The sequence below is a fragment of the Paenirhizobium cremeum genome, assembly GCF_022884085.1.
Classification (GTDB): domain Bacteria; phylum Pseudomonadota; class Alphaproteobacteria; order Rhizobiales; family Rhizobiaceae; genus Allorhizobium; species Allorhizobium cremeum.
Genome location: NZ_JAGGCS010000018.1, coordinates 1 through 22,428 on the forward strand (window position 1 = coordinate 1; position 22,428 = coordinate 22,428).

General features: G+C 61.0%; 22 protein-coding genes and 3 pseudogenes. 16 read left to right on the plus strand and 9 right to left on the minus strand.

Annotated features, from left to right (window positions below; genetic code table 11):
• Both J5N58_RS23175 and J5N58_RS23180 read left to right on the plus strand, forming a co-directional pair.
• Nucleotides 1-666 (plus strand): IS6 family transposase (locus J5N58_RS23175; RefSeq protein ID WP_244713328.1); only part of this gene is annotated, 666 nt, incomplete at its 5' end.
• A 55-nt stretch (nt 667-721) separates the two neighbouring features.
• Nucleotides 722-1,840 (plus strand): annotated as a pseudogene (locus J5N58_RS23180) (site-specific integrase); the annotation flags it as partial.
• Nucleotides 1,841-1,868: 28 nt separating this feature from the next.
• On the opposite strand, the gene J5N58_RS23185 reads toward J5N58_RS23180, so the two are convergent.
• The 3 genes from J5N58_RS23185 to J5N58_RS23195 all read right to left on the minus strand — a co-directional run bounded on the left by J5N58_RS23185 (nt 1,869) and on the right by J5N58_RS23195 (nt 3,582).
• Nucleotides 1,869-2,195, minus strand: coding sequence for a helix-turn-helix domain-containing protein (locus tag J5N58_RS23185; RefSeq protein WP_112592717.1), 327 nt, complete (start codon nt 2,193-2,195; stop codon nt 1,869-1,871).
• The gene (locus tag J5N58_RS23190; RefSeq protein WP_112592715.1) at nt 2,188-2,553 is read right to left on the minus strand and encodes a type II toxin-antitoxin system RelE/ParE family toxin; all 366 of its coding nucleotides are present in this window, start codon (nt 2,551-2,553) and stop codon (nt 2,188-2,190) included. The genes J5N58_RS23185 and J5N58_RS23190 overlap by 8 nt, the downstream gene beginning before the upstream one ends.
• Before the next feature lie 99 nt (nt 2,554-2,652).
• On the minus strand, nt 2,653-3,582 hold the full coding sequence (locus tag J5N58_RS23195) for a LysR family transcriptional regulator (protein ID WP_112592714.1): 930 nt from the start codon (nt 3,580-3,582) through the stop codon (nt 2,653-2,655).
• A gap of 106 nt (nt 3,583-3,688) precedes the next feature.
• Here J5N58_RS23195 and J5N58_RS23200 point away from each other — a divergent pair, with 106 nt between their 5' ends.
• Entirely contained in the window at nt 3,689-4,441 is a 753-nt protein-coding gene (locus J5N58_RS23200; RefSeq protein WP_112592712.1) for a 3-oxoacyl-ACP reductase family protein, read from the plus strand.
• 41 nt (nt 4,442-4,482) lie between these two features.
• Nucleotides 4,483-5,085 (plus strand): NADPH-dependent F420 reductase, encoded by a 603-nt coding sequence (locus J5N58_RS23205; RefSeq protein WP_112592711.1) that lies wholly within the window; start codon nt 4,483-4,485, stop codon nt 5,083-5,085.
• A 410-nt stretch (nt 5,086-5,495) separates the two neighbouring features.
• On the opposite strand, the gene repC is transcribed toward J5N58_RS23205, so the two are convergent.
• The 3 genes from repC to repA all read right to left on the minus strand — a co-directional run bounded on the left by repC (nt 5,496) and on the right by repA (nt 9,169).
• On the minus strand, nt 5,496-6,740 hold the full coding sequence (gene repC / locus J5N58_RS23210) for a plasmid replication protein RepC (RefSeq protein WP_112592709.1): 1,245 nt from the start codon (nt 6,738-6,740) through the stop codon (nt 5,496-5,498).
• 158 nt (nt 6,741-6,898) lie between these two features.
• Complete coding sequence (gene repB / locus J5N58_RS23215; protein ID WP_112592708.1) at nt 6,899-7,894, minus strand: plasmid partitioning protein RepB; 996 nt, start codon at nt 7,892-7,894, stop codon at nt 6,899-6,901.
• An 84-nt stretch (nt 7,895-7,978) separates the two neighbouring features.
• Nucleotides 7,979-9,169: a plasmid partitioning protein RepA gene (gene repA / locus J5N58_RS23220; protein WP_112592706.1), complete on the minus strand. Its 1,191-nt coding sequence runs from the start codon at nt 9,167-9,169 to the stop codon at nt 7,979-7,981.
• Between the two features lie 367 nt (nt 9,170-9,536).
• Here repA and traI point away from each other — a divergent pair, with 367 nt between their 5' ends.
• From traI to trbI, 12 genes are read left to right on the plus strand one after another with little or no spacing between them, the layout of a single operon-like run.
• A complete protein-coding gene (gene traI / locus J5N58_RS23225) occupies nt 9,537-10,172 on the plus strand; it encodes an acyl-homoserine-lactone synthase (RefSeq protein ID WP_112592705.1) in 636 nt (211 codons plus the stop codon).
• On the plus strand, nt 10,169-11,140 hold the full coding sequence (trbB, locus tag J5N58_RS23230; protein WP_112831501.1) for a P-type conjugative transfer ATPase TrbB: 972 nt from the start codon (nt 10,169-10,171) through the stop codon (nt 11,138-11,140). The genes traI and trbB overlap by 4 nt, the downstream gene beginning before the upstream one ends.
• Nucleotides 11,130-11,537, plus strand: coding sequence for a TrbC/VirB2 family protein (locus J5N58_RS23235; RefSeq protein ID WP_112592702.1), 408 nt, complete (start codon nt 11,130-11,132; stop codon nt 11,535-11,537). Before trbB ends, J5N58_RS23235 begins: the two co-directional genes overlap by 11 nt.
• The gene (locus tag J5N58_RS23240) at nt 11,530-11,829 is read left to right on the plus strand and encodes a conjugal transfer protein TrbD (protein WP_112592700.1); all 300 of its coding nucleotides are present in this window, start codon (nt 11,530-11,532) and stop codon (nt 11,827-11,829) included. The genes J5N58_RS23235 and J5N58_RS23240 overlap by 8 nt, the downstream gene beginning before the upstream one ends.
• Nucleotides 11,830-11,839: 10 nt before the next feature.
• Nucleotides 11,840-14,308: a conjugal transfer protein TrbE gene (locus J5N58_RS23245; RefSeq protein ID WP_112592699.1), complete on the plus strand. Its 2,469-nt coding sequence runs from the start codon at nt 11,840-11,842 to the stop codon at nt 14,306-14,308.
• Between the two features lie 28 nt (nt 14,309-14,336).
• Nucleotides 14,337-15,095: a P-type conjugative transfer protein TrbJ gene (gene trbJ, locus J5N58_RS23250; RefSeq protein ID WP_244713402.1), complete on the plus strand. Its 759-nt coding sequence runs from the start codon at nt 14,337-14,339 to the stop codon at nt 15,093-15,095.
• Complete coding sequence (gene trbK / locus J5N58_RS23255; protein WP_112592696.1) at nt 15,092-15,325, plus strand: entry exclusion protein TrbK; 234 nt, start codon at nt 15,092-15,094, stop codon at nt 15,323-15,325. Before trbJ ends, trbK begins: the two co-directional genes overlap by 4 nt.
• Nucleotides 15,319-16,512 (plus strand): P-type conjugative transfer protein TrbL, encoded by a 1,194-nt coding sequence (trbL, locus tag J5N58_RS23260; RefSeq protein ID WP_112592694.1) that lies wholly within the window; start codon nt 15,319-15,321, stop codon nt 16,510-16,512. The genes trbK and trbL overlap by 7 nt, the downstream gene beginning before the upstream one ends.
• Nucleotides 16,513-16,530: 18 nt before the next feature.
• Nucleotides 16,531-17,193: a conjugal transfer protein TrbF gene (locus J5N58_RS23265; protein WP_112592692.1), complete on the plus strand. Its 663-nt coding sequence runs from the start codon at nt 16,531-16,533 to the stop codon at nt 17,191-17,193.
• Between the two features lie 14 nt (nt 17,194-17,207).
• Complete coding sequence (gene trbG / locus J5N58_RS23270) at nt 17,208-18,053, plus strand: P-type conjugative transfer protein TrbG (RefSeq protein ID WP_425314488.1); 846 nt, start codon at nt 17,208-17,210, stop codon at nt 18,051-18,053.
• Entirely contained in the window at nt 18,053-18,514 is a 462-nt protein-coding gene (trbH, locus tag J5N58_RS23275; protein WP_112592690.1) for a conjugal transfer protein TrbH, read from the plus strand. The genes trbG and trbH overlap by 1 nt, the downstream gene beginning before the upstream one ends.
• A gap of 13 nt (nt 18,515-18,527) precedes the next feature.
• Nucleotides 18,528-19,835 (plus strand): IncP-type conjugal transfer protein TrbI, encoded by a 1,308-nt coding sequence (gene trbI / locus J5N58_RS23280; RefSeq protein ID WP_112592689.1) that lies wholly within the window; start codon nt 18,528-18,530, stop codon nt 19,833-19,835.
• 572 nt (nt 19,836-20,407) lie between these two features.
• Here the strand turns inward: trbI and J5N58_RS23285 are convergent.
• From J5N58_RS23285 to J5N58_RS23295, 3 genes and pseudogenes are all read right to left on the minus strand, one after another.
• Nucleotides 20,408-20,724, minus strand: a pseudogene (locus J5N58_RS23285) (hypothetical protein); the annotation flags it as partial.
• 4 nt (nt 20,725-20,728) lie between these two features.
• Nucleotides 20,729-20,983 (minus strand): annotated as a pseudogene (locus tag J5N58_RS23290) (transposase); the annotation flags it as partial.
• 497 nt (nt 20,984-21,480) lie between these two features.
• Entirely contained in the window at nt 21,481-22,425 is a 945-nt protein-coding gene (locus tag J5N58_RS23295; protein ID WP_112831503.1) for a zinc metalloprotease HtpX, read from the minus strand.
• Nucleotides 22,426-22,428: the final 3 nt, after the last annotated feature.

Genomic DNA, 22,428 nt, shown 5'->3' on the forward strand with positions numbered 1-22,428 from the left:
CAGGCGGTGACCTGGTATCTGCGCTATCCGCTCAGCTATCGAGATCTCGAGGAGATGTTTCGCGAGCGCGGCTTCGAGGTCGACCACAGCACGATCAACCGCTGGGTCCTTGCCTATGCACCACTCATCGAGAAGAGGCTGCGCCAGTTTCGGCGCCCGCATTGTGGTTCGGTCCGGATCGACGAGACCTATGTCAAAATTCGCGGCAAGTGGCGATACCTATACCGGGCCATCGACAAGCACGGAAACCCGATCGACTTCCTGCTCACCGCAAAGCGCGATCTCGATGCCGCCAAGCGTTTTTTCCGCAAGATGCTGAAGAACGAGCCCTTGTTGTCACCGGCAAAGATCGGCACGGACGGCGCCAACACCTTTCCGTCGGTAATCAGGACGTCAGTCGATGACGGGCACCTGCATCCGGATCCGGTTCACTATGTTACCAAGCATCTCCAGCAAGGTATTGAGAGTGACCATTTCAGAGTGAAGAAGAACATGCCGAAGATCGGCGGATTCCAAACTTTCAGCACGGCGCGGCGAACGATCGCCGGATTCGAAGCAATGCTCTGGCTGAGAAAGGGCTTCGGCTTCACCGGCGATTGGACTGTCAATGATCAGAACGACCTGCTCGCGCGCCTCTTCGGACTTCAAAAGGTTAACAAAGCGTGAAGCGCACCCGATTCAAGGGCAAACTGCGGGCCGAACCTGACTTTGCGACAAGCCCGAAAATCACCTTCAGGAGACCTCAGCGCCGCCGCACAGCACGGCGGTTTCCGCCGATGTTTCCGCGACCGAGGGGCCGGCCGGGCTCCCCTCCCCTGTTCCAGACGCAACCGCCGGCCCGCCGGCGCATCTGCAGGAGCTCACCGATCGCGCCCGCACCTATGTCGAGGCGGCCTCCTCCGCCAATACCCGCCGCGCCTATGCTTCCGACTGGAAGCATTTTGCCGCCTGGTGCCGCCGCCAGAATCTTTCTCCCCTCCCCCCGGATCCGCAGGTCGTCGGCCTCTACATCACCGCCTGCGCCTCTGGGAGTGCGGTTGGCACGGCGGCGCGCGGCATGAAGCCGAATACGGTGTCGACGATCGAGCGGCGCCTCGCCGCCATCGGCTGGAGTTGTTCGCAGCGTGGCATGCCGCTCGATCGCAAGGACCGGGCCATCGCCACCGTGATGGCCGGCATCCGCAACAAGCACGCCGCCCCGCCCCGGCAGAAGGAAGCGCTCCTGCCGGAAGATCTGATCGCCATGCTGGAAACTCTCGACCGAGGAACCCTGCGCGGCATCAGGGGCCGGGCGATGCTGCTCGTCGGTTTCGCCGGCGGCCTGCGGCGTTCGGAAATCACCGGTCTGGACCTCGGCCGCGACCAGACCGAAGACGGCCGCGGCTGGGTCGAGATATTTGACAGGGGTCTGCTGGTGACGCTGCGCGGCAAAACCGGCTGGCGCGAGGTCGAGATCGGTCGCGGCTCGGCCGACGCCACCTGCCCCGTCGCCACGCTCGAAACCTGGATCAAGTTCGCCAAGCTCGCCAAAGGCCCCCTCTTCCGCCGTGTGAGGGGCCAAGGCAAGGACGTCGGGCCTGATCGGCTCAGCGATCAGGAGGTTGCCCGCCTGGTCAAGAAGACGGCGGTCGCCGCTGGCATACGCGGCGACCTTCCCGAGATCGAACGGGGCCTGAAGTTTTCTGGCCACTCGCTGCGCGCCGGTCTTGCGTCCTCGGCCGAGGTCGATGAGCGCTATGTCCAGAAGCAACTCGGCCATGCTAGCGCCGAAATGACCCGCCGCTACCAGCGCCGGCACGATCGCTTCCGCGTCAACTTGACGAAAGCGGCTGGGCTGTAGGGTCCCCTGCCCTGCCGGCGATTGCCGCTCAGACCTTTGAACCGTGTCGGGATCGCTCTGCGATGCTGGAAAGATCGACTTTCTTGCCCGCGACATCCGCGACGATCTTCAACGTGCCGCCGAGGGATTCGACATAATCGCGAAGCGTCGACAGCTTCATGTCGGCGCGCTTCTCCAGTCTCGAGACGTTGGTCTGCTTGAACCCGGTCGCTGCGGAAACGTCTTCCTGCGTCCGGCCGGCGAGCGCCCGCAGTTCCCGCAGATTGTGCGCCGTGACAAGTTCCTCCGCGCGCTTTGCAATGGCGCGCTGTTCGTCGTCGGGAAGCGTCTGTATCAGCTTGTCGAGATCATCCATGTTTCTTCTCCAACTCGCTCAAGTGCTCGTCGTACCGTTTGTCCGCCAGATCGATCAGCCGCTTGTAGAAGAGCTTCTGGCTCACACCGCTCTTCGCACCACCGCAGAGAACCACGGCCTTCCGCTCCGGATCGAAGGCAAAGGCGAAGCGCCATTGCACCTTCAAGGCCTTGACGCGCAGTTCCTTCATGTTCGCGTGTTTGGAGCCTTCGAGCGTATCGACCTCAGGTCGTCCCAGTCGAAAGCCCTTCTCGCGAAGCAGCACCAGATGCGCGAGCAACTCGACCCGAACATCGGCTGGAAGGTCTGTGATCTCGCCTTTGAAGCGGTCATGAAACTCGACCTTCCATTGCGTCATTTCATATCCTGAATGATATAGATACTTAGGGATATATAGTCCACATCTGTCCTCGCGGCAATAGTGGCCATTTTCCTCGGAGTTGCGAACCAGCGATCGTTAGCCAAGACTTCCCGCAAACCGTTCAGCCAACCGATCTCGTTTGAACGCCTCCGCGACCAGATCGACGAAGGCCCGTGTCTTGGCTGGTAGCAGCGTGCGCGAGGCGTAGTAGAGCGAAATCGCCCCAGCGTCGGAGTACCAATGCGGCAGCAGACGTACGAGGCTGCCGTTTTCCAGTTCGCGTAGGACATCGGGCATGGCGAGCATCGCCACGCCGAGGCCGAGTTTGGCCGTCTCGCGCATCGCCGCCGGGTCGTTGACGACGATCGTTTCGCGCAATTGCACCATCATCTCGGCGCCCGCAGCATCCCGCATCGTCCAATGCCGGATACGTCCGGTCCTGAGCGAGCGCATGACGATGCCGTCGAACTGTGACAGCCCGGTGGGATCAGTTGGCGGCGTGCGTTCCGCCAAATAGGCGGGCGACGCCACAGCGATGATATGGGCGGGCGCCAATGTGCGGGCGACGATGCCCGGCGCCAGGTCGAAACCGCCGCCGATCGCCACATCATAGCCTTCGGCGACCAGATCGACCGGCCGGTTCTCGAAATGCCATTCTGGCCGGACGAGCGGGTATCGGCGGAGCAGTTCCGGCAACAGCGGCAGAATATGGGTGACGCCGAAGGTGGGGCTGAGGCTCACCTTCAAAACGCCCGCCGGCTCGGACGCTCCCGAGGACACATCGGCGATTGCCGCTTGCAAGGCGTCGAGATTGCCGCCGATCGACTGCAGGAAGCGTTCGCCCGCCTCGGTCAACACCAGCTTGCGGGTAGAGCGCTGGAACAGCCGCACGCCAAGATTCCGTTCCAGCATCGCCACGTTGCGGCTGACGGCAGCCGGGGTGAGCGCCATGCGCCGCGCAGCTTCAGAGAAACTCGCGGTTTCGGCGCTTTTGACGAAGCTTTCGAGATTGGCCAGCGTCTCCATATTGCCTTCAACGATCACTTGAAATCAGATCAAGACATTACCTGCTAATCGAAAGGAAATAAACGGGCCATCTTCGCTCCATCGAAACGCAAACGGAGTGAAGAACATGACCAGCAATATCCATCCCCTGAGCGGCAAGGTCGCTCTCGTCACCGGCGGCTCGCGCTCGATCGGCGCGGCCATCGCCAAAAAACTCGCCGCCGATGGAGCGGCGGTCGCCATCACCTACAGCGCCTCGCCCGACAAGGCCGCCCAGGTTGTCGCCGACATCGAGGCAGCCGGTGGCAAGGCCCTCGCCATTGCGGCGGACGCCGGCAACCCCGAAGCGGTGCGCGCGGCCGTAGCGAAGACCGTCTCGGCCTTCGGCGGCATCGACATCCTCGTCAACAATGCCGGTGTCGCAGTGAACGCTCCCATCGAGGACGTGAAGTTCGAGGACTTCGAACGGATGCTGGCGGTGAATGTGACGGGCGTCTTCGTCGCCACCCAGGAAGCGGTCCGCCACATGAAGGCGGGCGGACGCATCATCCATATCGGCTCGTCTATGACGCGCTACGCGGCGTTCCCGACCGCCTCGGTCTATACGCTGACCAAGGGCGCGATCACCGGCTTCAACCGCAGCCTCGTGCGCGATCTCGGTCCCAAGGGCATCACCGTCAACACGGTCCATCCTGGCCCGACCGATACCGACATGAATCCGGCGGACGGTCCGGTGGCCGCCATCGTCGGCCCCGGCATGGCGGTAGGCCGCTATGGCCAGCCCGCCGAGATAGCAAGCGTCGTCGCCTTCCTCGCCAGCCCCGATGCGGCCTTCGTCACCGGCGCAGACATTGTGGCCGATGGCGGCCTGACCGCCTGACCTCCCGACAACCGAACCCGAATACGTGAAAGGATTTCGCCATGAGCAGCATCGGCATCATCGGCGCCGGCAATATCGGCCGCGCCTTCGCCACGGCTCTCGCCAATAACAATATCCGTGCCACGCTGTCCAACAGCCGCGGACCGGACAGCCTCAAGGACGTGGTCGCCGAAACTGGGCCGACCATCGAGGCCGGCACCCGCGAGGACGCGGCGTCGAAGGACATTGTCCTCGTCGCGGTCAACTGGTCGAAGTTACCGAGCGCGCTCGCTGGCCTGCCGGACTTCGGCGGCCGCATCGTCATCGACGCCAACAATCCGATCGAAGCGCCGCTGTTCAAGCCCGCCGAACTCAATGGCCGGCTTTCCAGCGAAGTCTTCGCGGGCCTTGTTCGCGGCGCGCGGGTGGTTAAAGCCTTCAATCACCTGCAATCGCACCTGCTGTCGGGCGATCCGCGCGCCGAAGGTGGCCGCCGCGTGCTGTTCTATTCCGGCGATGATGCCGGATCGAAGGCCGAGGTCGGTGCGCTGATCGATAGGCTCGGCTTCTTCGGCATCGACCTCGGGCCGATCTCGGTCGGAGGACGCCTCGTCCAGTTTCCAGGCGGACCGCTCCCGGCGCTCAACCTCGTGAAGTTCGACTGATCGGGCGTCCCGTTCGCATAAAACTCACCTAATCGGCGGCCGGGACTCCGAGACCTTGGCCGCCACCATGAAAGCTCTTGCAGCCATGCCAAGGCAGCTGATTTGGGCGTCTGACTTTGCGGAACATCTATCCATGAGGGTCTATCGACGTTCACAAACGATCGTTTGTCCTCATCCGCAGCGATCGGAAATCGCCTAATTACAATCACCAAGGTCTTCGATAAATTGTCGGAGCCAGCTGCTTACTCCGCCCTTTCAGCTTTGCTTTCGAAGCCATCCCCCTTCCGAAAGATTGGACCCTCAACGCAGGTAACTCACTGTGATCACGATGAAAACGAGCAAAAAAAACGGCTGACAAGACACGGATCCTGCTGGCAAACAGCTCGGACGCTAATCAGTGTGGCCCACCACTAGGCCGTTCTTTGTGTTCCCTCGACGTTGACCCTCAAAAGCGCCATCAGCATCGGACCCAGCGAAAACTCGCCTCGCTCGGCGCGTCTGGTCAGATCGCGCAGGTAGCCGCCCGCGGACGTTATGAAACTTGAGCGTTCGAGAACGCAGGCCAAAGCCACCGCCGCATTTTCCGGCCCCATTACGTTGCACGCATCCTCATAGGCTGAAGGGCTGACACCCAGCATGGAACGCACCACGACGGCCGCCTTCATGAGATCGCGCCAGTTTTCTATACCTCCGCCAGGGCCATAGTCGGCAATCTGCGGGCAGGCACGAAGGACCATTCCAAGTGGGAAGGCCTTTATCGGTTCAGGCTTCGCCTTCTCTCCTCCGTTCGGCTCCCTCCGGACGTGGGGTTCATCCGCCGCTTTTCTGCCCTGCTCTTTTCCAGAGCTAGGTTCAAGTTCATAGATAGATTCGGTATTTGAATTCTGTATGTGACCGTCATTCTGACTGCCATTGCCATTCATATTTTTGATTTTCAGCTGCTTTTCCAGAATGTTGAGCACCTCTTCTCGAAGGAGCTGCATGTCGCCGAGCGTGGCTTCAACTTGTGCCAGGTTCGGATTGCGCGGAAGACGCTCGATAACCGCGGTATACTCCGTTTCGACCTGGGCCCAGTTGCCTTCTGCACCCTCATCCATAGCCGCGGTGACGAGTTTGCGTACGTCTCGCCGGCAGATTGTCAGAGCTTCCTTCGCCTTTCGGAAGCGCATTCGTTCCGCCGCAACAGCCTGAGCAAGAAGAGCGAGTTCCGTGGCGCGAGCAAGAAGTGGCGTCAGATCGAAACCGAAGGCCTGTTCGACTTCGCCTTCGCGATTTCGATGGGCATATCGCTTACCGTTGGGACTGTCACGGCGAACTATCAGGCCGGCATCCACCAGTGCTGCGAGCTGGCGTCGCAGCGTGCTATCAGTGATCCCATGAGCGCGCACTGATAGCTGCGCATTGGAAGGAAAAACAACAAGCCCATTCGCTGAACCAAGTTCGGCATGAGGATAGAACGTCAGGAGAGCATCGAGAACGGCCAAGGCGCGATCCTGAAGCCCAAGGCGTTCTCGCGCCTCGCAGACATCCCGAAACACTTTCCACTTCTCTATTCGTGCGCCTTGATCCGGTTCCTCGATCGCCATCTGCCTCTTGACCAGGGCGAGCGACATCGCCCGCCGCCCAAAAGGCGTCGTCACATGTCCCGTCTGCATTTTTTCTCTCACCTTTCTTCAGGCAAAAGAAATCCGCTCACCAAAATGGCGCCAAGACTCTTGACTGTGATTCCGGGAAATGCGATTCTCGATCCTGCTAGAGATGACGAGAGAGGCTTCCACGGTTCAACCGCTTGGGGGCCTTTTTCTTTTGCGTTTCAGTCTCCGTTGGTTTGGTTTTTGGCCCCCTTGTACTCATCGTACAAACGGTCCATGCGAGAAGTTAGCCAGTCTGTGAAGGGCTTGGCTTCGACGTTCGAAAGCTCAATGGCAACTTTCTTCGCCTTCGACTTCACCACGACATTCAGTGCGCGGTCGCGTGAATTCCAATCCATTGGCACGACATCTGTTTTGGGCTTTTTTGCAGAAGACTTGGCCTTATATCGCCTCAGGTAGTCGTGGAGCACATCGAAGCGCTCGGCTTCGGGAAGTTTCTGAAAGTCGGCTGAATCGCTATACTCGACGGCAACCTTCGAGAGGGCAGGAGCGAGAACCAGTTGTCGAAGGCTGAGCCATTTGTCGCGTCCGATCTTCTTCGACGCGCCAAGCGCTTGAATTACTGGCGCAGGAATCGCCTCGACAACCGCAAGCATTTTCGAAAGCATTGCTTCATCGATGGAGAGAGACGAACGGACCGTCTCCTTCGTCATTCCCGATGCGACAAGGTTTTGAGCGAAATAGGCGCGCTCTATGAACGACAGATTCGAACGGGCTGCGTTCTCCTGTCCCTGCGCAATCGCCGAGGTGATATCGTCGAGCTTCTTTACGATAGCCTTCACCGGCACCCCAAGCTCGCGAGCGACCTTCAGGCGGCGATGACCGAACACCACCATATATCGTTTGGCATCTGTTGAACTCGGCCGCACGAGGATGGGGGTTGTCTGGCCCGACTGCTTGATAGCTTGGAGCAAATCGTGAAACTCCTCGTCGTCGTCTGAAAGACGATCGGCCACAAAGGAAGCGTCGATTGATTGTGGATCGAGATCGACGATCACCTCGCCTTCCATCAGCTTCTTAGTGTTCTCCGCCATGTCCTCAATGGAACGAACGACAGTCTTGGCGGCGCCTGTCATGCCATAACCAGGCTTCGTCGGCGTATGGCTGGCCGAGATCGCCGCCATATCCAGCTTGGCGAATGGATTTTCACGGGACATAGGCGCACTCCAAATCTTGCGTCAACGCCGTTAAGGGTCTGGCAGAGCTATGTAAAACGGGAAAAAAAACGGCTGACAAGTAGCTCATTTTCTCCCCCAGACACCATGGATGAGCTCCACGATTTCGGCGTTAGTGGAGTTCAAGCTCTTCATCGCCCTGTCGTAGGTTGCGCGGACGAACTCTCCCCGCTCAACCTCATACAGGGTCTGCTTCTTTATAGACGCATCAGAAATTGCCGTAGATTTAAGCACGCGGTTCCTCAGCATCTGCTGTGCGAACATAGACTGCATGAACCCGACCATCTGTTCCTGCGGGATGTCGGTGGGCTCAAACCGGGTGATGAGATATCGGAACCACTGCACCCGCATTTCAGCGCCAGCCTCCGCGACCGGACCCATGATCCCTCCGAGCATCATGAGAAACTGGCTCATCGACATGATGTCCAGCATCTGAGGATGGATGGTGATGAGGATTCCCGTCGAGGCCATGAGCGCGGTAATCGTCAAGTAGCCCAGCTGTGGGGGGCAATCGATGACAACTACGTCGTACTTGTCATCGACCTGCTTCAGGGCGCTGGCGATCCGCATATAGAACAACCGCCCGTCTTCTCCCTTCTTCGACGAGATCGCGAGCGGCACGTCGTATTCGTATTCCTGAAGCACCAGGTTCGCCGGCACCACGTCCAAGCCCGGAATGTTGGTGGGCTGGATCACATCACTGATCGACTTGCGTTCGTCGTCAAAACGAAGAGCTTCGTACAGGGACGCTGTGTCATCAAGCTCCGGCTGGATCCCGAAAAGGGAGGTGAGGGATGCCTGGGGGTCAAGATCGACAGCCAATACTCGGTGCCCGGTGAGGGCGAGGTATTGCGCCAGATGCGCAGCGGTCGTGGTCTTGCCACTTCCTCCCTTGAAGTTGACGACCGATACGACCTGCATCGATTCGCCTTCCCGCCGCCTGGGGACGTAATACCGTTTGTCCGACTTTTTGTTGGCCTCGAGATAGTCGCGAAGTTCCAGCATCTGATTGGCGGTATAATATCGACGCCCACCGATGGACTCGATTTCCGGTCCTTTTCCGTCTGCGTGGAGCTGCCTGAGATGTGTCTGGGTCACGCCCATGAAGTCCGCAACCTCCGCCAGCTGAAACTTGCGCAGCCCTTTGCGGGCGTCAGGCGGATACTGTTGGCTGCGCAACATATGTAAGGCGCTTGAGATCTTAGACCCCTGCTGGGCAATCTCAATGTCAAAACGGTTGGGCAGCATATTGCTCATTTTGCGAACTATTTCCCAGAGGTCTTCACTTTCGAAAAAATGGCCAACACGCCATCATTTGCGAAACTATCTTCCGATTCCCCACCCGCCGCAAGACATTTAAGGTTAACAACAAGTTAATGCTTTTCCGAAAGATCCTCCCCCAATTCAGATTCATCCTTACACTTCCGCTAGTTAGTGCGACCTGGTCAGTCACAGACCATCTTCCGGAAATGCAGGTCTGCATGGCTCGTCCACACGTCCGAAGACCTCGTCGGCGCCACTAAACCGCGATTCGGCAGAATCACCGATATGCAGATCTGCACATAGCCACCGCCGAAACGTGGTGATTTCTATCTGGCGCAAATCGATTCTCACGGAGTGGATGATGCGCTTGATCGCCGTAACACCAGACTTCCACGAGCAGCATTCCGGCCTGCTCAAGGAAATGCATTGCCTTCGTGCAAAAGTCTTCGGGTCCCGTTTGGGCTGGGAGGTGACGACCACCGACGACGGTGAACGGGACGAGTACGACGACCTCCATCCCACTTATATCCTTGCCACCAAATCCGGCACGGTCTGCGGCTGCGCCCGTCTCCTTCCCGCGACCGGCCCAACCATGCTGCAGGACACGTTTCCCCAGCTGCTGGGGGAGGGACGTTTGGCGGCGCATGCCGGGATGATCGAGAGCTCGCGGTTTTGCGTCGACACGTCGCTTGAGGCGGGGAGGGAAGGGGGACACCTGCACCTCGTGACGCTTTCGATGTTTGCGGGCATCATCGAATGGTCGATGGCAAACGGCTACAGCGAGATCGTTACTGCGACCGACCTTCGTTTCGAACGCATCCTGAAACGCGCCGGATGGCCGATGACGCGATTGGGCGAGCCCACGGCGATCGGCAACACGATGGCGATCGCGGGAAGCCTGCCGGCCGACGCCGCGAGCTTGGAGCGCGTGCGACCGGCCGGCTATCGCTCCGCTTTCTCCGGGAACGGCGTCACCCCGGCCAGGAATGCGGCATGACCCAGCTTCGCTCTCATTCCCGGCTTGTCCGCAAACTCCAGGACGCGCTCGGCGACCAGCTTTGCGTCGCCCTCGACGACGCGACCGTCGTCGAGATCATGCTGAACCCGGACGGGCGCCTGTTCATCGAACGGCTCGGCCACGGTGTCGCGCCGGCCGGCGAGATGACGCCCGCGGCCGCCGAGGTGGTCATCGGCAGCGTGGCGCATGCGCTGCAGTCGGAGGCCGATCACGAGCAGCCGATCATTTCCGGCGAGTTGCCGATCGGCGGCCACCGGTTCGAGGGGCTGCTTCCGCCCGTGGTTTCCGCGCCGACGTTCACGATCCGCCGCCGCGCGTCGCGGCTGATCCCGCTCGACGACTATGTGAAGAGCGAGATCATGACCGAGGCGCAGGCCTCGGTGCTCAGAAACGCAATCGCCTCACGAATGAACATCGTGATTTCCGGCGGAACCGGATCCGGCAAGACGACGCTGGCCAACGCCATCATCGCCGAGATCGTCAGGACCGCGCCCGAGGATCGCATGGTGATCCTCGAGGACACCGCCGAAATCCAGTGCAAAGCCGAGAACGCCGTCCTGCTGCACACCAGCGACAGCGTTGACATGGCGCGGCTCCTCAAAAGCACGATGCGGCTCAGACCAGATAGGATCATCGTCGGCGAAGTGCGCGACGGCGCCGCGCTGACCTTGCTCAAGGCCTGGAACACCGGTCATCCCGGCGGTGTCACCACCGTCCACTCCAATACGGCGATGTCAGCGTTGCGGCGTGTGGAGCAGCTGACGGCCGAGGTGAGCCAGCAGCCGATGCGCGAGGTGATCGGCGAGGCGGTCGATCTCGTCGTCTCGATCGAGCGGAGCGGGCGGAGCCGCCGCGTCCGCGACGTGATCCGTGTCGAGGGGTTCAAAGGCACGACCTATCAGACCGAACACTACGCCCAGATCGATGAGGACAGCCATGCCGCTTAAGCGTCATTTCGCATTGACCGCAAGCTTCTCCCTTTTCCTGTTGTCGCTGATGCTGGCATCACCCGCGCTTGCCTCATCGGGCGGCGGCGGACTGCCGTGGGAAGGTCCGCTTCAGCAGATTCAGCAATCGATCACCGGCCCGGTCGCCGGCTTCATTGCGCTCGCCGCCGTCGCGATCGCCGGCGGCATGCTGATCTTCGGCGGCGAGCTCAACGACTTTGCGCGGCGCCTTTGCTATATCGCGCTCGTCGGCGGCGTTTTGCTCGGGGCCACCCAGATCGTCGCCCTTTTCGGAGCGACGGGGGCTTCGATCGGAAACCTCGAGCCGGTGACGTCGGAAAGGCCTACCACGCGGACCGCCATCCTCGGCGGGAGAGGGGAGGGGGCTCATGGCTGAGACCGGCTCCAACCTCGTCCGCTCGCGCATCCACCGCGCCCTGTCGCGCCCCAATCTCCTGATGGGTGCGGATCGTGAACTCGTGCTTCTCTCTGGTCTTGCCTCCGTGATCCTGATCTTCGTCGTGCTCACCTGGTATGCGGCAATCTTCGGGATGGCGCTCTGGGCCGTGGCGATTGCCGGACTTCGCATGATGGCGAAATCCGATCCGCTGATGCGCCGGGTCTATCTCCGGCACATCTCCTACAGATCTTGCTACCGCGCCACGTCGACGCCGTGGCGGCGCTATTGAGGCCGCGACCATGGTAGCTCTCAAACGTTTCCGTCCGTCCGGACCCTCGTTTTCCGATCTCGTTCCCTATGCCGGTCTCGTCGACAATGGCGTCATGCTCTTGAAGGACGGCAGCCTGATGGCGGGCTGGTATTTCGCGGGGCCGGACAGCGAAAGCTCGACCGACACTGAACGAAACGAGGTCAGCCGGCAGATCAATGCGATCCTCGCCCGCCTCGGCTCCGGCTGGATGATCCAGGTGGAGGCCGTGCGCGTGCCGACGACCGATTACCCGGCCGAGGAGGATTGCCATTTTCCCGACGCGGTCACCCGCGCCATCGACGCGGAGCGGCGGGCGCATTTCGAGCGGGAGAAAGGGCATTTCGAAAGCCGCCATGCGCTGATCCTGACCTGGCGGCCGCCGGAACCGCGTCGATCCGGACTGACGCGCTACGTCTATTCCGACCCGGCAAGCCGATCGACCACCTATGCCAACGGAGCGCTCGACGCCTTCCGCACCTCGATCCGCGAAGTCGAACAGTATCTCGCCAACGTCGTTTCCATCCGCCGTATGCTCACGCAGGAGACCGAAGAGCGCGGCGGTCTCCGGATCGCGCGCTACGACGACCTCTTCCAGTTCATCCGCTTCTGCGTGACCGGCGAAAATCATCCGATCCGCTTGCCCGACATTCCGATGTATCTCGACTGGCTGGTGACGGCCGAGTTGCAGCACGGCCTGACGCCGACTGTCGAGAACCGCTTTCTCGGCGTCGTGGCGATCGACGGACTGCCGGCGGAAAGCTGGCCTGGCATACTGAACTCCCTCGATCTGATGCCGCTCACCTATCGCTGGTCGTCCCGCTTCGTCTTTCTCGACGAACAGGAAGCGCGGGCCCGGCTCGAGCGCACCCGCAAGAAATGGCAGCAGAAGGTTCGGCCCTTCTTCGATCAGCTTTTCCAGACGCAAAGCCGTTCGCTCGACCAGGACGCCATGCTGATGGTGGCCGAGACAGAGGACGCGATCGCGGAAGCAGCCTCCCAACTCACCGCCTATGGCTACTACACGCCTGTCATCGTCCTTTTCGACGACGAACAGCCGCGCCTACAGGAAAAGTGTGAAGCTATCCGCCGCCTGATCCAGGCGGAAGGGTTCGGGGCCCGGATCGAGACGCTCAATGCGACGGACGCCTTTCTCGGCAGTCTTCCGGGCGTCTCCTATGCCAATATCCGCGAGCCGCTGATCAACACCCGCAATCTCGCCGATCTCGTGCCATTGAACTCGGTCTGGTCGGGAAGCCCGGTTGCCCCATGCCCGTTCTTCCCATCGGCTTCGCCACCGCTGATGCAGGTCGCATCTGGCTCGACCCCTTTCCGGCTGAACCTGCATGTCGACGATGTCGGCCATACGCTGGTGTTCGGCCCGACGGGTTCGGGCAAGTCGACGCTGCTGGCGCTGATTGCGGCGCAGTTCCGCCGCTATGCCGGCGCCCAGGTCTTCGCCTTCGACAAGGGCCGCTCGATGCTGCCGCTCACCTGGTCCGTCGGTGGCGATCACTATGAGATCGGCGGCGATGCAAGCGTAGAAGGTGAGGGGGCGTCGCCTCAGCTCACCTTTTGCCCGCTGGCGGAACTTACGACCGATGGCGATCGCGCCTGGGCGGCCGAATGGCTGGAGACGCTTGTCGCCCTGCAGGGGGTCACGGTGACGCCGGATCATCGCAACGCCATCTCGCGGCAGATCGGCTTGATGGCGAGCTCGCGCGGCCGGTCGCTGTCGGACTTTGTGTCGGGCGTGCAGATGCGCGAGATCAAGGATGCCCTGCATCACTACACCGTCGACGGACCGATGGGCCAGTTGCTCGACGCGGAAGAGGACGGGTTGACGCTCGGCGCCTTCCAGTGCTTCGAGGTGGAAGTGCTCATGAACATGGGCGAGCGCAATCTCGTGCCGGTGCTCACCTATCTGTTCCGCCGCGTCGAGAAGCGACTGACGGGGAAGCCAAGCCTCATCATCCTCGACGAGGCCTGGCTGATGCTCGGCCATCCATTGTTCCGCGACAAGATCCGGGAATGGCTGAAGGTGTTGCGCAAGGCCAATTGCGCGGTGGTGCTCGCCACCCAATCGATCTCCGATGCGGAGCGCTCCGGCATCATCGATGTGCTCAAGGAAAGCTGCCCGACCAAGATCTGCCTGCCTAACGGCGCGGCGCGGGAGCCCGGCACGCGGGAATTCTACGAGCGGATCGGCTTCAATGAACGGCAGATCGAAATCGTCGCGACCGCGCTTCCGAAGCGCGAATATTACGTCTCGTCACCCGACGGACGCCGGCTCTTCGACATGGCGCTCGGTCCGGTGGCGCTCTCCCTCGTCGGCGCATCCGGAAAGGAAGACCTGAAGCGCATCCGTGCGCTTCGCCTCGAACACGGGGCCGACTGGCCTCTTCACTGGCTGCAGCAAAGGGGGATTGCCCATGCGCAAACATATCTTCACAGCGCCTGACCGGCGCATCACCGTTGCCGCCCTGGCGATGGCTGTCGTCGCGTCGGTCTCGATGCCTGTCCCGGTCCGGGCGGGTGGTGTGACCGGCGAGGCGACGGAGTTCACCCAGCTCGCCAACAATGCCGAGCTGATCTCGCTGGTCGGCAAATCGGCCGAGCAGGTGAACAACCAGATCACCCAGATCAATCAGCTGGCCGAGCAGATCCAGAACCAGCTGAGGATCTACGAAAACATGCTGCAGAACACGGCGCAGCTGCCGACCCATGTCTGGGGTGAGGTCGAAAGCGATCTCAACAGTCTCAAGAGCATCGTCGGGCAGGGGCAGGGGATCGCATTCTCGATGGGCAATATCGATGACACGCTCAGGCAACGGTTCCAGAGCTATGCCGAGTTGAAGAGCGGCCTGCCCGACCAGGCGAGTTTTTCCACCACCTATCAGTCCTGGTCCGACACCAACCGGGACACGATCGCCGGCACGCTGAGGGCAGCCAATCTGACCGCCGAGCAGTTTTCCACCGAAGAGAGCACGATGTCCTCACTGCGGTCCATGTCCGAAAGCGCCGACGGCCAGATGAAGGCGCTCCAGGTCGGCCATGAGATCGCCACCCAGCAGGTGGCGCAGATGCAGAAGCTGCGCGGACTCGTCTCGCAACAGATGACCATGATGGGGACCTGGTATCAGTCGGAACAGGCGCAAAAGGACTTGGCCCAGGCGCGGCGCGAACAGTTCTTTAACGCGCCCGAGACCGATATCCGCGGCGGCCAGACGATGGAGCCGCGCTGGTGAGCCCGCGTCTGATCATTGCCCTTGCGCTCGCGGCCATCGTCGCGCTTGGCGCCGGAGTGAGCTGGATCTTGATCCAGCCTCGGGCCGTCGCCCAGTCTGGCGTCGGAGCCGGCGCATCCGCCACGCATCCTGTCTCCGACGCCGATCGTCGGAAATATCGGGAAAAGTTCTTCAGCATCGATCCGGAGCGCGACGTGCGCGGCGGGCAGGAGATGAAACCCCGATGGTGATCGTCCGACCCTCCCGCAGACTCGAACTCGTCTTTATCGCGATCGCCATCGTCCTGCTGGCGACCGCGCCGGCCTTTGCGCAGCAGGGCGCGGTCCTCACCACCCTCGAGAACCAGGTTTCGGCCGCGGCCAAGGGATGGGAAACGACGATCATGAACGCCGCGCGGTCGCTGTTCTGGATTCTCGCCGGCATCGAGGTCGGGATTGCCGCCGTCTGGCTTGCGATCAACGCCGCCTCGCTCGATGCCTGGTTTGCCGAACTCGTCCGTCGCATCCTGTTCATCGGGCTTTTCGCCTTCATCCTCGATCAGGGGCCGGCCTTCGGCAAGGCGATCGTCGACAGCCTCTACCAGATCGGCGCCGGCGGTGGATCGGCATCGCCGGCGAATATCTTCGACGCCGGCATTCGCGTCGCCTCGAAAATGTCGGAACAGGCGAAGTTCGGCGTCTTCGAGGACAATGCGCTGGCGATCGCCGCCGTCTTCGCCATGATCGTGGTCGTCGTCTCCTTCTCGCTTGTCGCCGCGATCTTCGTCGCCGTCATGGTGGAAATGTATATCGGCCTGCTCGCCGGCATGATCATGCTCGGGCTCGGCGGTTCGTCCTATACGAAGGATTTCGCGATCCGGTATCTCGTCTATGCCTTCAGCGTCGGCATGAAGCTGATGGCACTGGTGATGATCGCCAAGATCGGTTCCGACATCCTGCTGGGCCTTGCCGAAGCTCCGACCGCGACCTCCGACCAGTTCATCACGACGCTCGCGATCGCCGGCATTTCCGTCGTGGTGTTCGTCATCGCCATGTATGTGCCGCCGATCATCCAGGGCGTGGTACAGGGCGCGTCGGTCTCCGGTGGCATGGAGGCGATCCGCCATGGCGGACAGGCTGCCTCGTTTGCAGCGGGTGCGGCCTTCCTCACCACCGGGGCCGCAAACAGGGGTTACCAGGCAGCGGGCGCGGCAAGAGCCGGCGGAGCCTCGCTTGCGGGTGCGGCGCTGAAAGGTATGGAAGCCGGTATCGGCGGGGCAGCCGGCGCCATCGGATCGGCGGCGAAGGAAAAGGCGATCGCCTCGCCCGGCGCCTATGCGGGCTCATTGCTCGGTCTTGCCAACGCCAAGCTCGACCAGTCGCGCAAATCCGGCAAGCCGGCGACATCGCCTCCGCCGCCCCTCCCCGAAAACACCTAACCGAAAGCTGATGCCCGCATGTCTCACCGCATTCCGCCCGACAACCCCTATCTCGCTGCCCGCAACGAATGGAACGAGCGCTACGGCTCCTATGTGAAGGCGGCGTCATCATGGCGCATCGTCGGTATCACTGGCATGGTCATGGCGGTCATCGGCTTTTCCTATGCGCTTTATCAGAGCACCGAGGTCAAGCTCGTTCCCTATATCGTCGAGGTCGACAAGCTCGGCTCGGCGGTGACGACCGGATTCCCGCAACAGATCGAATATGCCGACCCGCGCGTGGTGCGCGCCACCCTTGCCGGCTTCGTGTCGAACTTCCGCTCCGTGACGCCCGACGCCGTGGTCCAGAAGCGGTATATCGACCGGACCTATGCGCTGCTACGAACCTCCGATCCGGCGACCGAAAAGATCAATGCCTGGTTCCGGTCGAACTCGCCCTTCGAAAAGGCGAAATCCGCGACGGTCGCCATCGAGGTCAACAATGTCGTGGCGCTCTCGAACCAGTCCTACCAGATCGACTGGACCGAGTTCGAACGCGACCGCAAGGGCAAGGAAACGGCCCAACGCCGCTTTCGCGGCATCGCCACGGTGACACTCACCCCGCCCCAGGACGAGGCCGTCATCCGCCTCAACCCGATCGGTCTTTATCTCCGCGACTTCGACTGGACTGCACAGCTTTGAAAGGCCGGCCAATGATGATTATGAGAACGACCATCCGCCGCGCCGGACCGATGCTTGCGCTGGCAAGCGGCCTGATCCTCGCTGATGCCGTATCCACCGCGGCGCTTGCCGCTGACGTCTCCGCCAACGAGGCGAAGGGGATCGACATTTCCGGCAAGTGGCGGGGCCACCGCGGGCTGGTGACGAGGGGTGAAGACGGCAAGGTCATTTTCCTCTATGGCGAGGTCCAGCCCTCGGTCGTCTGCTCCCCCTTGCAGGTCTGCGACATCGAGCTGCAGCCGGGTGAAGTGGTACGCGATGTGCTCGTCGGCGATACGGTGCGCTGGAAGGTCGAGCCGGCGACATCGGGGGCTGCCGGCGGCCAGGCGATCCATTTGATCGTCAAGCCGTCTGAGCCTGGCCTTGTCACCTCCATGGTGGTGACGACCTCACGGCGCACCTACCATATCCAGCTGAAATCTCACCCCACCCAATATATGGCCCGCGTCGGCTTCGAGTACCCGGAAGACGTGTCAGCCAAACTCGCAGACATCAATTCGCGGCTTGAGGCGAGCACGATCCCCGGCGCCGGCGTTCCCGCCGAACGCCTGAGTTTTGCCTATTCCGTCTCGGGCAGCGCCGGCTGGCGGCCGACGCGCGTCTATAGCGACGGCGAGAAGACCTACATCCAGTTCCCGCGCCGGATTTCGGGTGAGGACGCGCCGGTTCTGTTCGTCGTCTCCGGCGGACAGAACCGCATCGTCAATTACCGGATGAAGAACGACATGATGATCGTCGACTACAATGTCGATCGCGCCGTGCTCGTCTCGGGCGTCGGCTGGAAACAGCAGAAGGTCACGATCAGAAGGGGAGGGCGGTGATGCGCACCCTCGTCCCCCGCCCCTTGCGCAGCCTTGCCGCGGCTTGCACCCTCGTCCTCCTCCTTTCCGGATGCCAGTCGTCGGGGATCGGCGGGTTACTGGAAAGCGACGCGCCGCCGGAGATCTCCGGTCCGGCGGCGAGTGCGATTGCCGGCGACATGGTGAGCCGGCTGGCCGAACAGATCGGCCAGGGCAAGGCGACCATCGCCCTCAAACCCGATGGCTCGCCGTTTGGACATGCGCTGGAAGCGGCGCTCAAAGGCTGGGGCTATGCGGTCGTCACCGACCAGAAGCCGGATCAAGGCGCGACCGTCATTCCGCTTGCCTACGTGGTCGTGCCCTTCGAGGGGCAGGTTCTGGCCCGGCTGTCGACCGACACGGTCGAACTCGGGCGCGCCTATGCGGTAACCGCCAACGGGGCGACGCCTGCAAGCGCGCTGTCGCTCCTGAAGCGCGGCTGAGGGGGAGAAGACCATGGTACAGTCCCTGAAACTCGGCGGCGCCGCCAACGAGCAGGCGCAAGCCGGCATGCGCCGGATCAATCGTCTGCCGATCGTCATCGTGATCGTGCTGGTGACCACCTTCCTCGGCATCATCGTCTACGGGCTTTCGACGCGCGGGCTGTTTTTCGGGAAGGATGCTGGCCTGGAGACCACTGCCGGAACGCCCGCTTCGACCTTCGCCGATCAGATCAAGCGCGGCGTCACAGACGGCATCATTGGCGATCCCGAACAGCAGGTGACATATCAGCCGACTCCAGTCGAAAAGAAAGACGATCAATCTGCCAATCCCTTTGTCGCGCAACCGGCAAAGGAAGAGACACGAAACACGCAGGAACTCGAACCGGAGGCGGTCTGGCGCGCGCGTCTGCAGCGTGAGAACCAGGAGCAGTATCTGCGCGAGCGCCAACGGCAGCGTATGGCGCGGCTGCAGGCGAGCGATGCCGCCTATGATGCGCCGATCGCCATTGATCGCGGCAAGCTGCAGGCGAATACGAAATCAAGCGAGCAAGCATCGGCCGACAAGAGCACGGTGGCGGCGAACACCAGCGCCGCCTTGCCCGACCTTTATGCCGCAGCACTCAAGAGTGGCCTGACCGGCCAGGATGGCGATCAGAACGGGCAGCGCTCGAAGGAGGATTTCTTCAACAGCGACCTCAAGGAGCTCGGCTACCTGCCCAATCGCGTGGTGCCGCAGCAATCGCTTTATGAACTCAAGCGCGGTTCGGTGATCCCGGCGACGCTGATCACGGGCATCAATTCGGACCTTCCCGGCCGCATAACCGCACAGGTCAGTCAGAACGTCTATGACAGCGCCACCGGTCACCGGCTGCTGATCCCGCAAGGCGCCAAACTGTTCGGCCGATATGACAGCAAGGTTTCGTTCGGGCAAAGCCGCGTACTGGTGGTCTGGACGGACCTGATCTTCCCCAATGGCTCGACGCTGCAGATCGGCGGCATGGCGGGCACCGATGCTGAGGGGTATGGCGGCTTCCATGACAAGGTGAACAACCATTACTTCCGCACCTTCGGCTCGGCGGTGCTGATCGCGCTGATCGGAACAGGGGTCGACGCCTCGTTGCCGGAAAGCTCGACGCTGGCGACCCAGGAGACGGCATCGGATGCTGCAAGGCGGAATTTCGCGGAAAGCTTCGGCCGCGTCGCCGAGCAGACGATCAGCCGGAACCTCAATGTCCAGCCGACACTCGAAATCCGGCCCGGCTACAAGTTCAACGTCCTGGTGGATCAGGACATGGTGTTTCCTGGATCATACAGGAATTGACCTTTCGGCTATCATCAACCGCATAACCCGCGACCCTTGAGAGGCCAAGCGACGAAAACCATGATACGAGGACGGCCAGGGGTGGAGTTCTTCGAACTTAGCCGTGCAGTTTCAACCTATCTGGCTAAGTTCAGTCATCATTCTGATGAAATTCCGGATAAGCGTGTTTCTCTGACATCAGTTATTTCCAATGCTTCACCTCGTTCTCATCACAACGAGCCTTCAGGTCTTTTTAACAAAGTGCGGCACTCATAGCTTTGCGGAGCACCAATTTTGATCGGCGCGGGCTCACGATAACAGAATAAATCTCAAGACCGGCTATTAAAGTGAACTGATGTGGTTGCCTAATCGCAATTTGGGTGTCAATTGACCTTGCGTAAGCAGCGCTGCCGGGTGCATGGTTGTCTTCGCGCTCGACATCAGGCGCCGCATGATGAAGCTTCGCGGGATGAGCCTTCAATGTGGACGACGCATTCAGCTGCGACAGCAATGCAACCCCTTCAACGGTCTGGCTCGGCTCACGTCCCTGGCAGGGACGCTTCTAGCTCTCAGTTATTGAGCGCTATCAGATACTATGCCGTCACGCCCGCAGTTGGATTGAAGAAGTCTCCGGTTTTCAGCATGGTGTGCATGATAACAGACAGCTTTCGCGCGACAGCCACTGCAGTTCGTTTGAAGCCAATCCTCTCTCTCAGCTGAAGCCCTCATGTTCGCAATGAACTCGGTACGAAGCTGCGCCACGGCCCGCGCCGATAGATGACCTCCGCCTTGTAGAGACCGTTGATCGTTTCGGCGAACGCGTTGTCATAAGAGTCTTCGACGCTTGCCGCGGATGGTTCGATGCCCGCCTCGGCAGCCGCTGCGAATACTTGATCGACACGTATTCGGCAGATTCAACCGGTCGCCACAACACCGTCGATCATATCTGATTCGAACAAACCATCGAGCGCCTCTGCGGGTGTGCGCCAACCAAGCGTTTTGCGTGGTCTGCTATTGAGCGCATCGACTACGGCGCTGAGTTCATCGGCGCCATGCTGGCTGAGATCCGTCCCTATTGGCAAGTACTGACGCAGCAGGCCATTGGTGTTGTCGTTGCTCCTCCGCTGCCATGGGCTTTGAGGCTCGCAGAAATAGAGATCGAGCCCAGTGTCGTGATTTTCAATGATTTCAGACTGCAACGCCGTGCTCACCGCCGGCGGCTCAAGGGAACATCATGGCCAATCTTGCTGATCTCGCGCACAGTTGTGGGACGTGGCGCAGTCTATGTCGCAAAGATGGATTTGAGCGGTTCCGTAGGGAAGGTCACGGCTTGGCCACGAGATAGTTACCCGAGCAAGAATATGCTTCCATCGCTTCCTGCAGCGTGATTTTTTGACATACTCGCTTTGCAAGGTCCAAAGCAGAGTTTCGAGCGAGGCGACATGGTGTCTTGTGCCACTCAACGTCACGACGTTTCGCTAAATCAGCTTTACCGGCGGTGCGGGCTATTGCGCAGGTGAGGCTCTACAGCCGTAAGGCAGGCCAGCCGCCTTCAATTAGCGAGTGACGAAGCTGCAAGATCATTGTCGTGAGCTATCGCGCATGCTCTGCCGCAAGATAGTGGCGGTCGAAATGCTCCGGTGAAACACGCGCGGATCAGAGCTTTCTACCAATAAATTCCATATCGATGGAATTTGGGCGGCAAGAACGAGGGCAGCCGCGGTTTATAAGACATGTCGGAGATTGCCGGATAGTGAGGTGTTGCTAGGGCGGTGAGTTCGCGGAGCCTAGATACGCGGCATTCTGTGCTTGGATGTGTTCGCAAGAGGGACGGCTCGGGAATGCGCCGGCCGGGAAGAAAAATTTCTTCCCAGAACCTTCCGACACGGCGTTCGAGTTTGCTCAGCGCTCTCATGAGACCCTCCGGGTCGCCGGTCAGCTCCGCCGCCGCGCGATCTGCGTCATACTCGCGGGTGCGCGACAGGCCGAGCTGCACGAGCGCCATCAAGGTGGGCGCGAAGATGAGAAGCGCCACGATATGCCACGGAACATAGACCGCGCCCGCGAAAATAAGAGGTAGGTTGAGGAGCAGCAGGAACTGTCCGAGCCAACTCGCCAGAGAAACCAACCGTGACATCACATCTGCCAATCCCATGATCCACAGGTCGCGGTTTGCGATGTGGCCAACTTCGTGAGCCAGGACACCGACGAGTTCGCGGCCATCGAGGAGTTTAAGCAGTCCATCGGTGACGCAGATTGTACTGTCTTCTGGACTGCCCATCGCGAAGGCGTTCGGCAATGGGCTCGATACGCGATAGAGCTTCGGCGCGCGCGGCAAATCGGCACGTCGCGCAAGTTCCGCTATTCCTGCGACAAGGCCGGGCGCATCACGTCCCGTTATGCGCTCTGCCTGATATGCGGACAGCAAGAAGTCTTGCGGCAGATTGGGCGCAAAAATCAGACCCGCAACCATTCCGAAAGCAAGCAGCAGCCCGACCTCCGCGCCCACGACCGCTGTCATGGATGCCCAGGCGATCATCGCCATAAGGCCAAGCAAGAGCGCGGATTGGACGAGATTGATAAATCGATGCCTCGTCGAGACAGTGGGCATTTC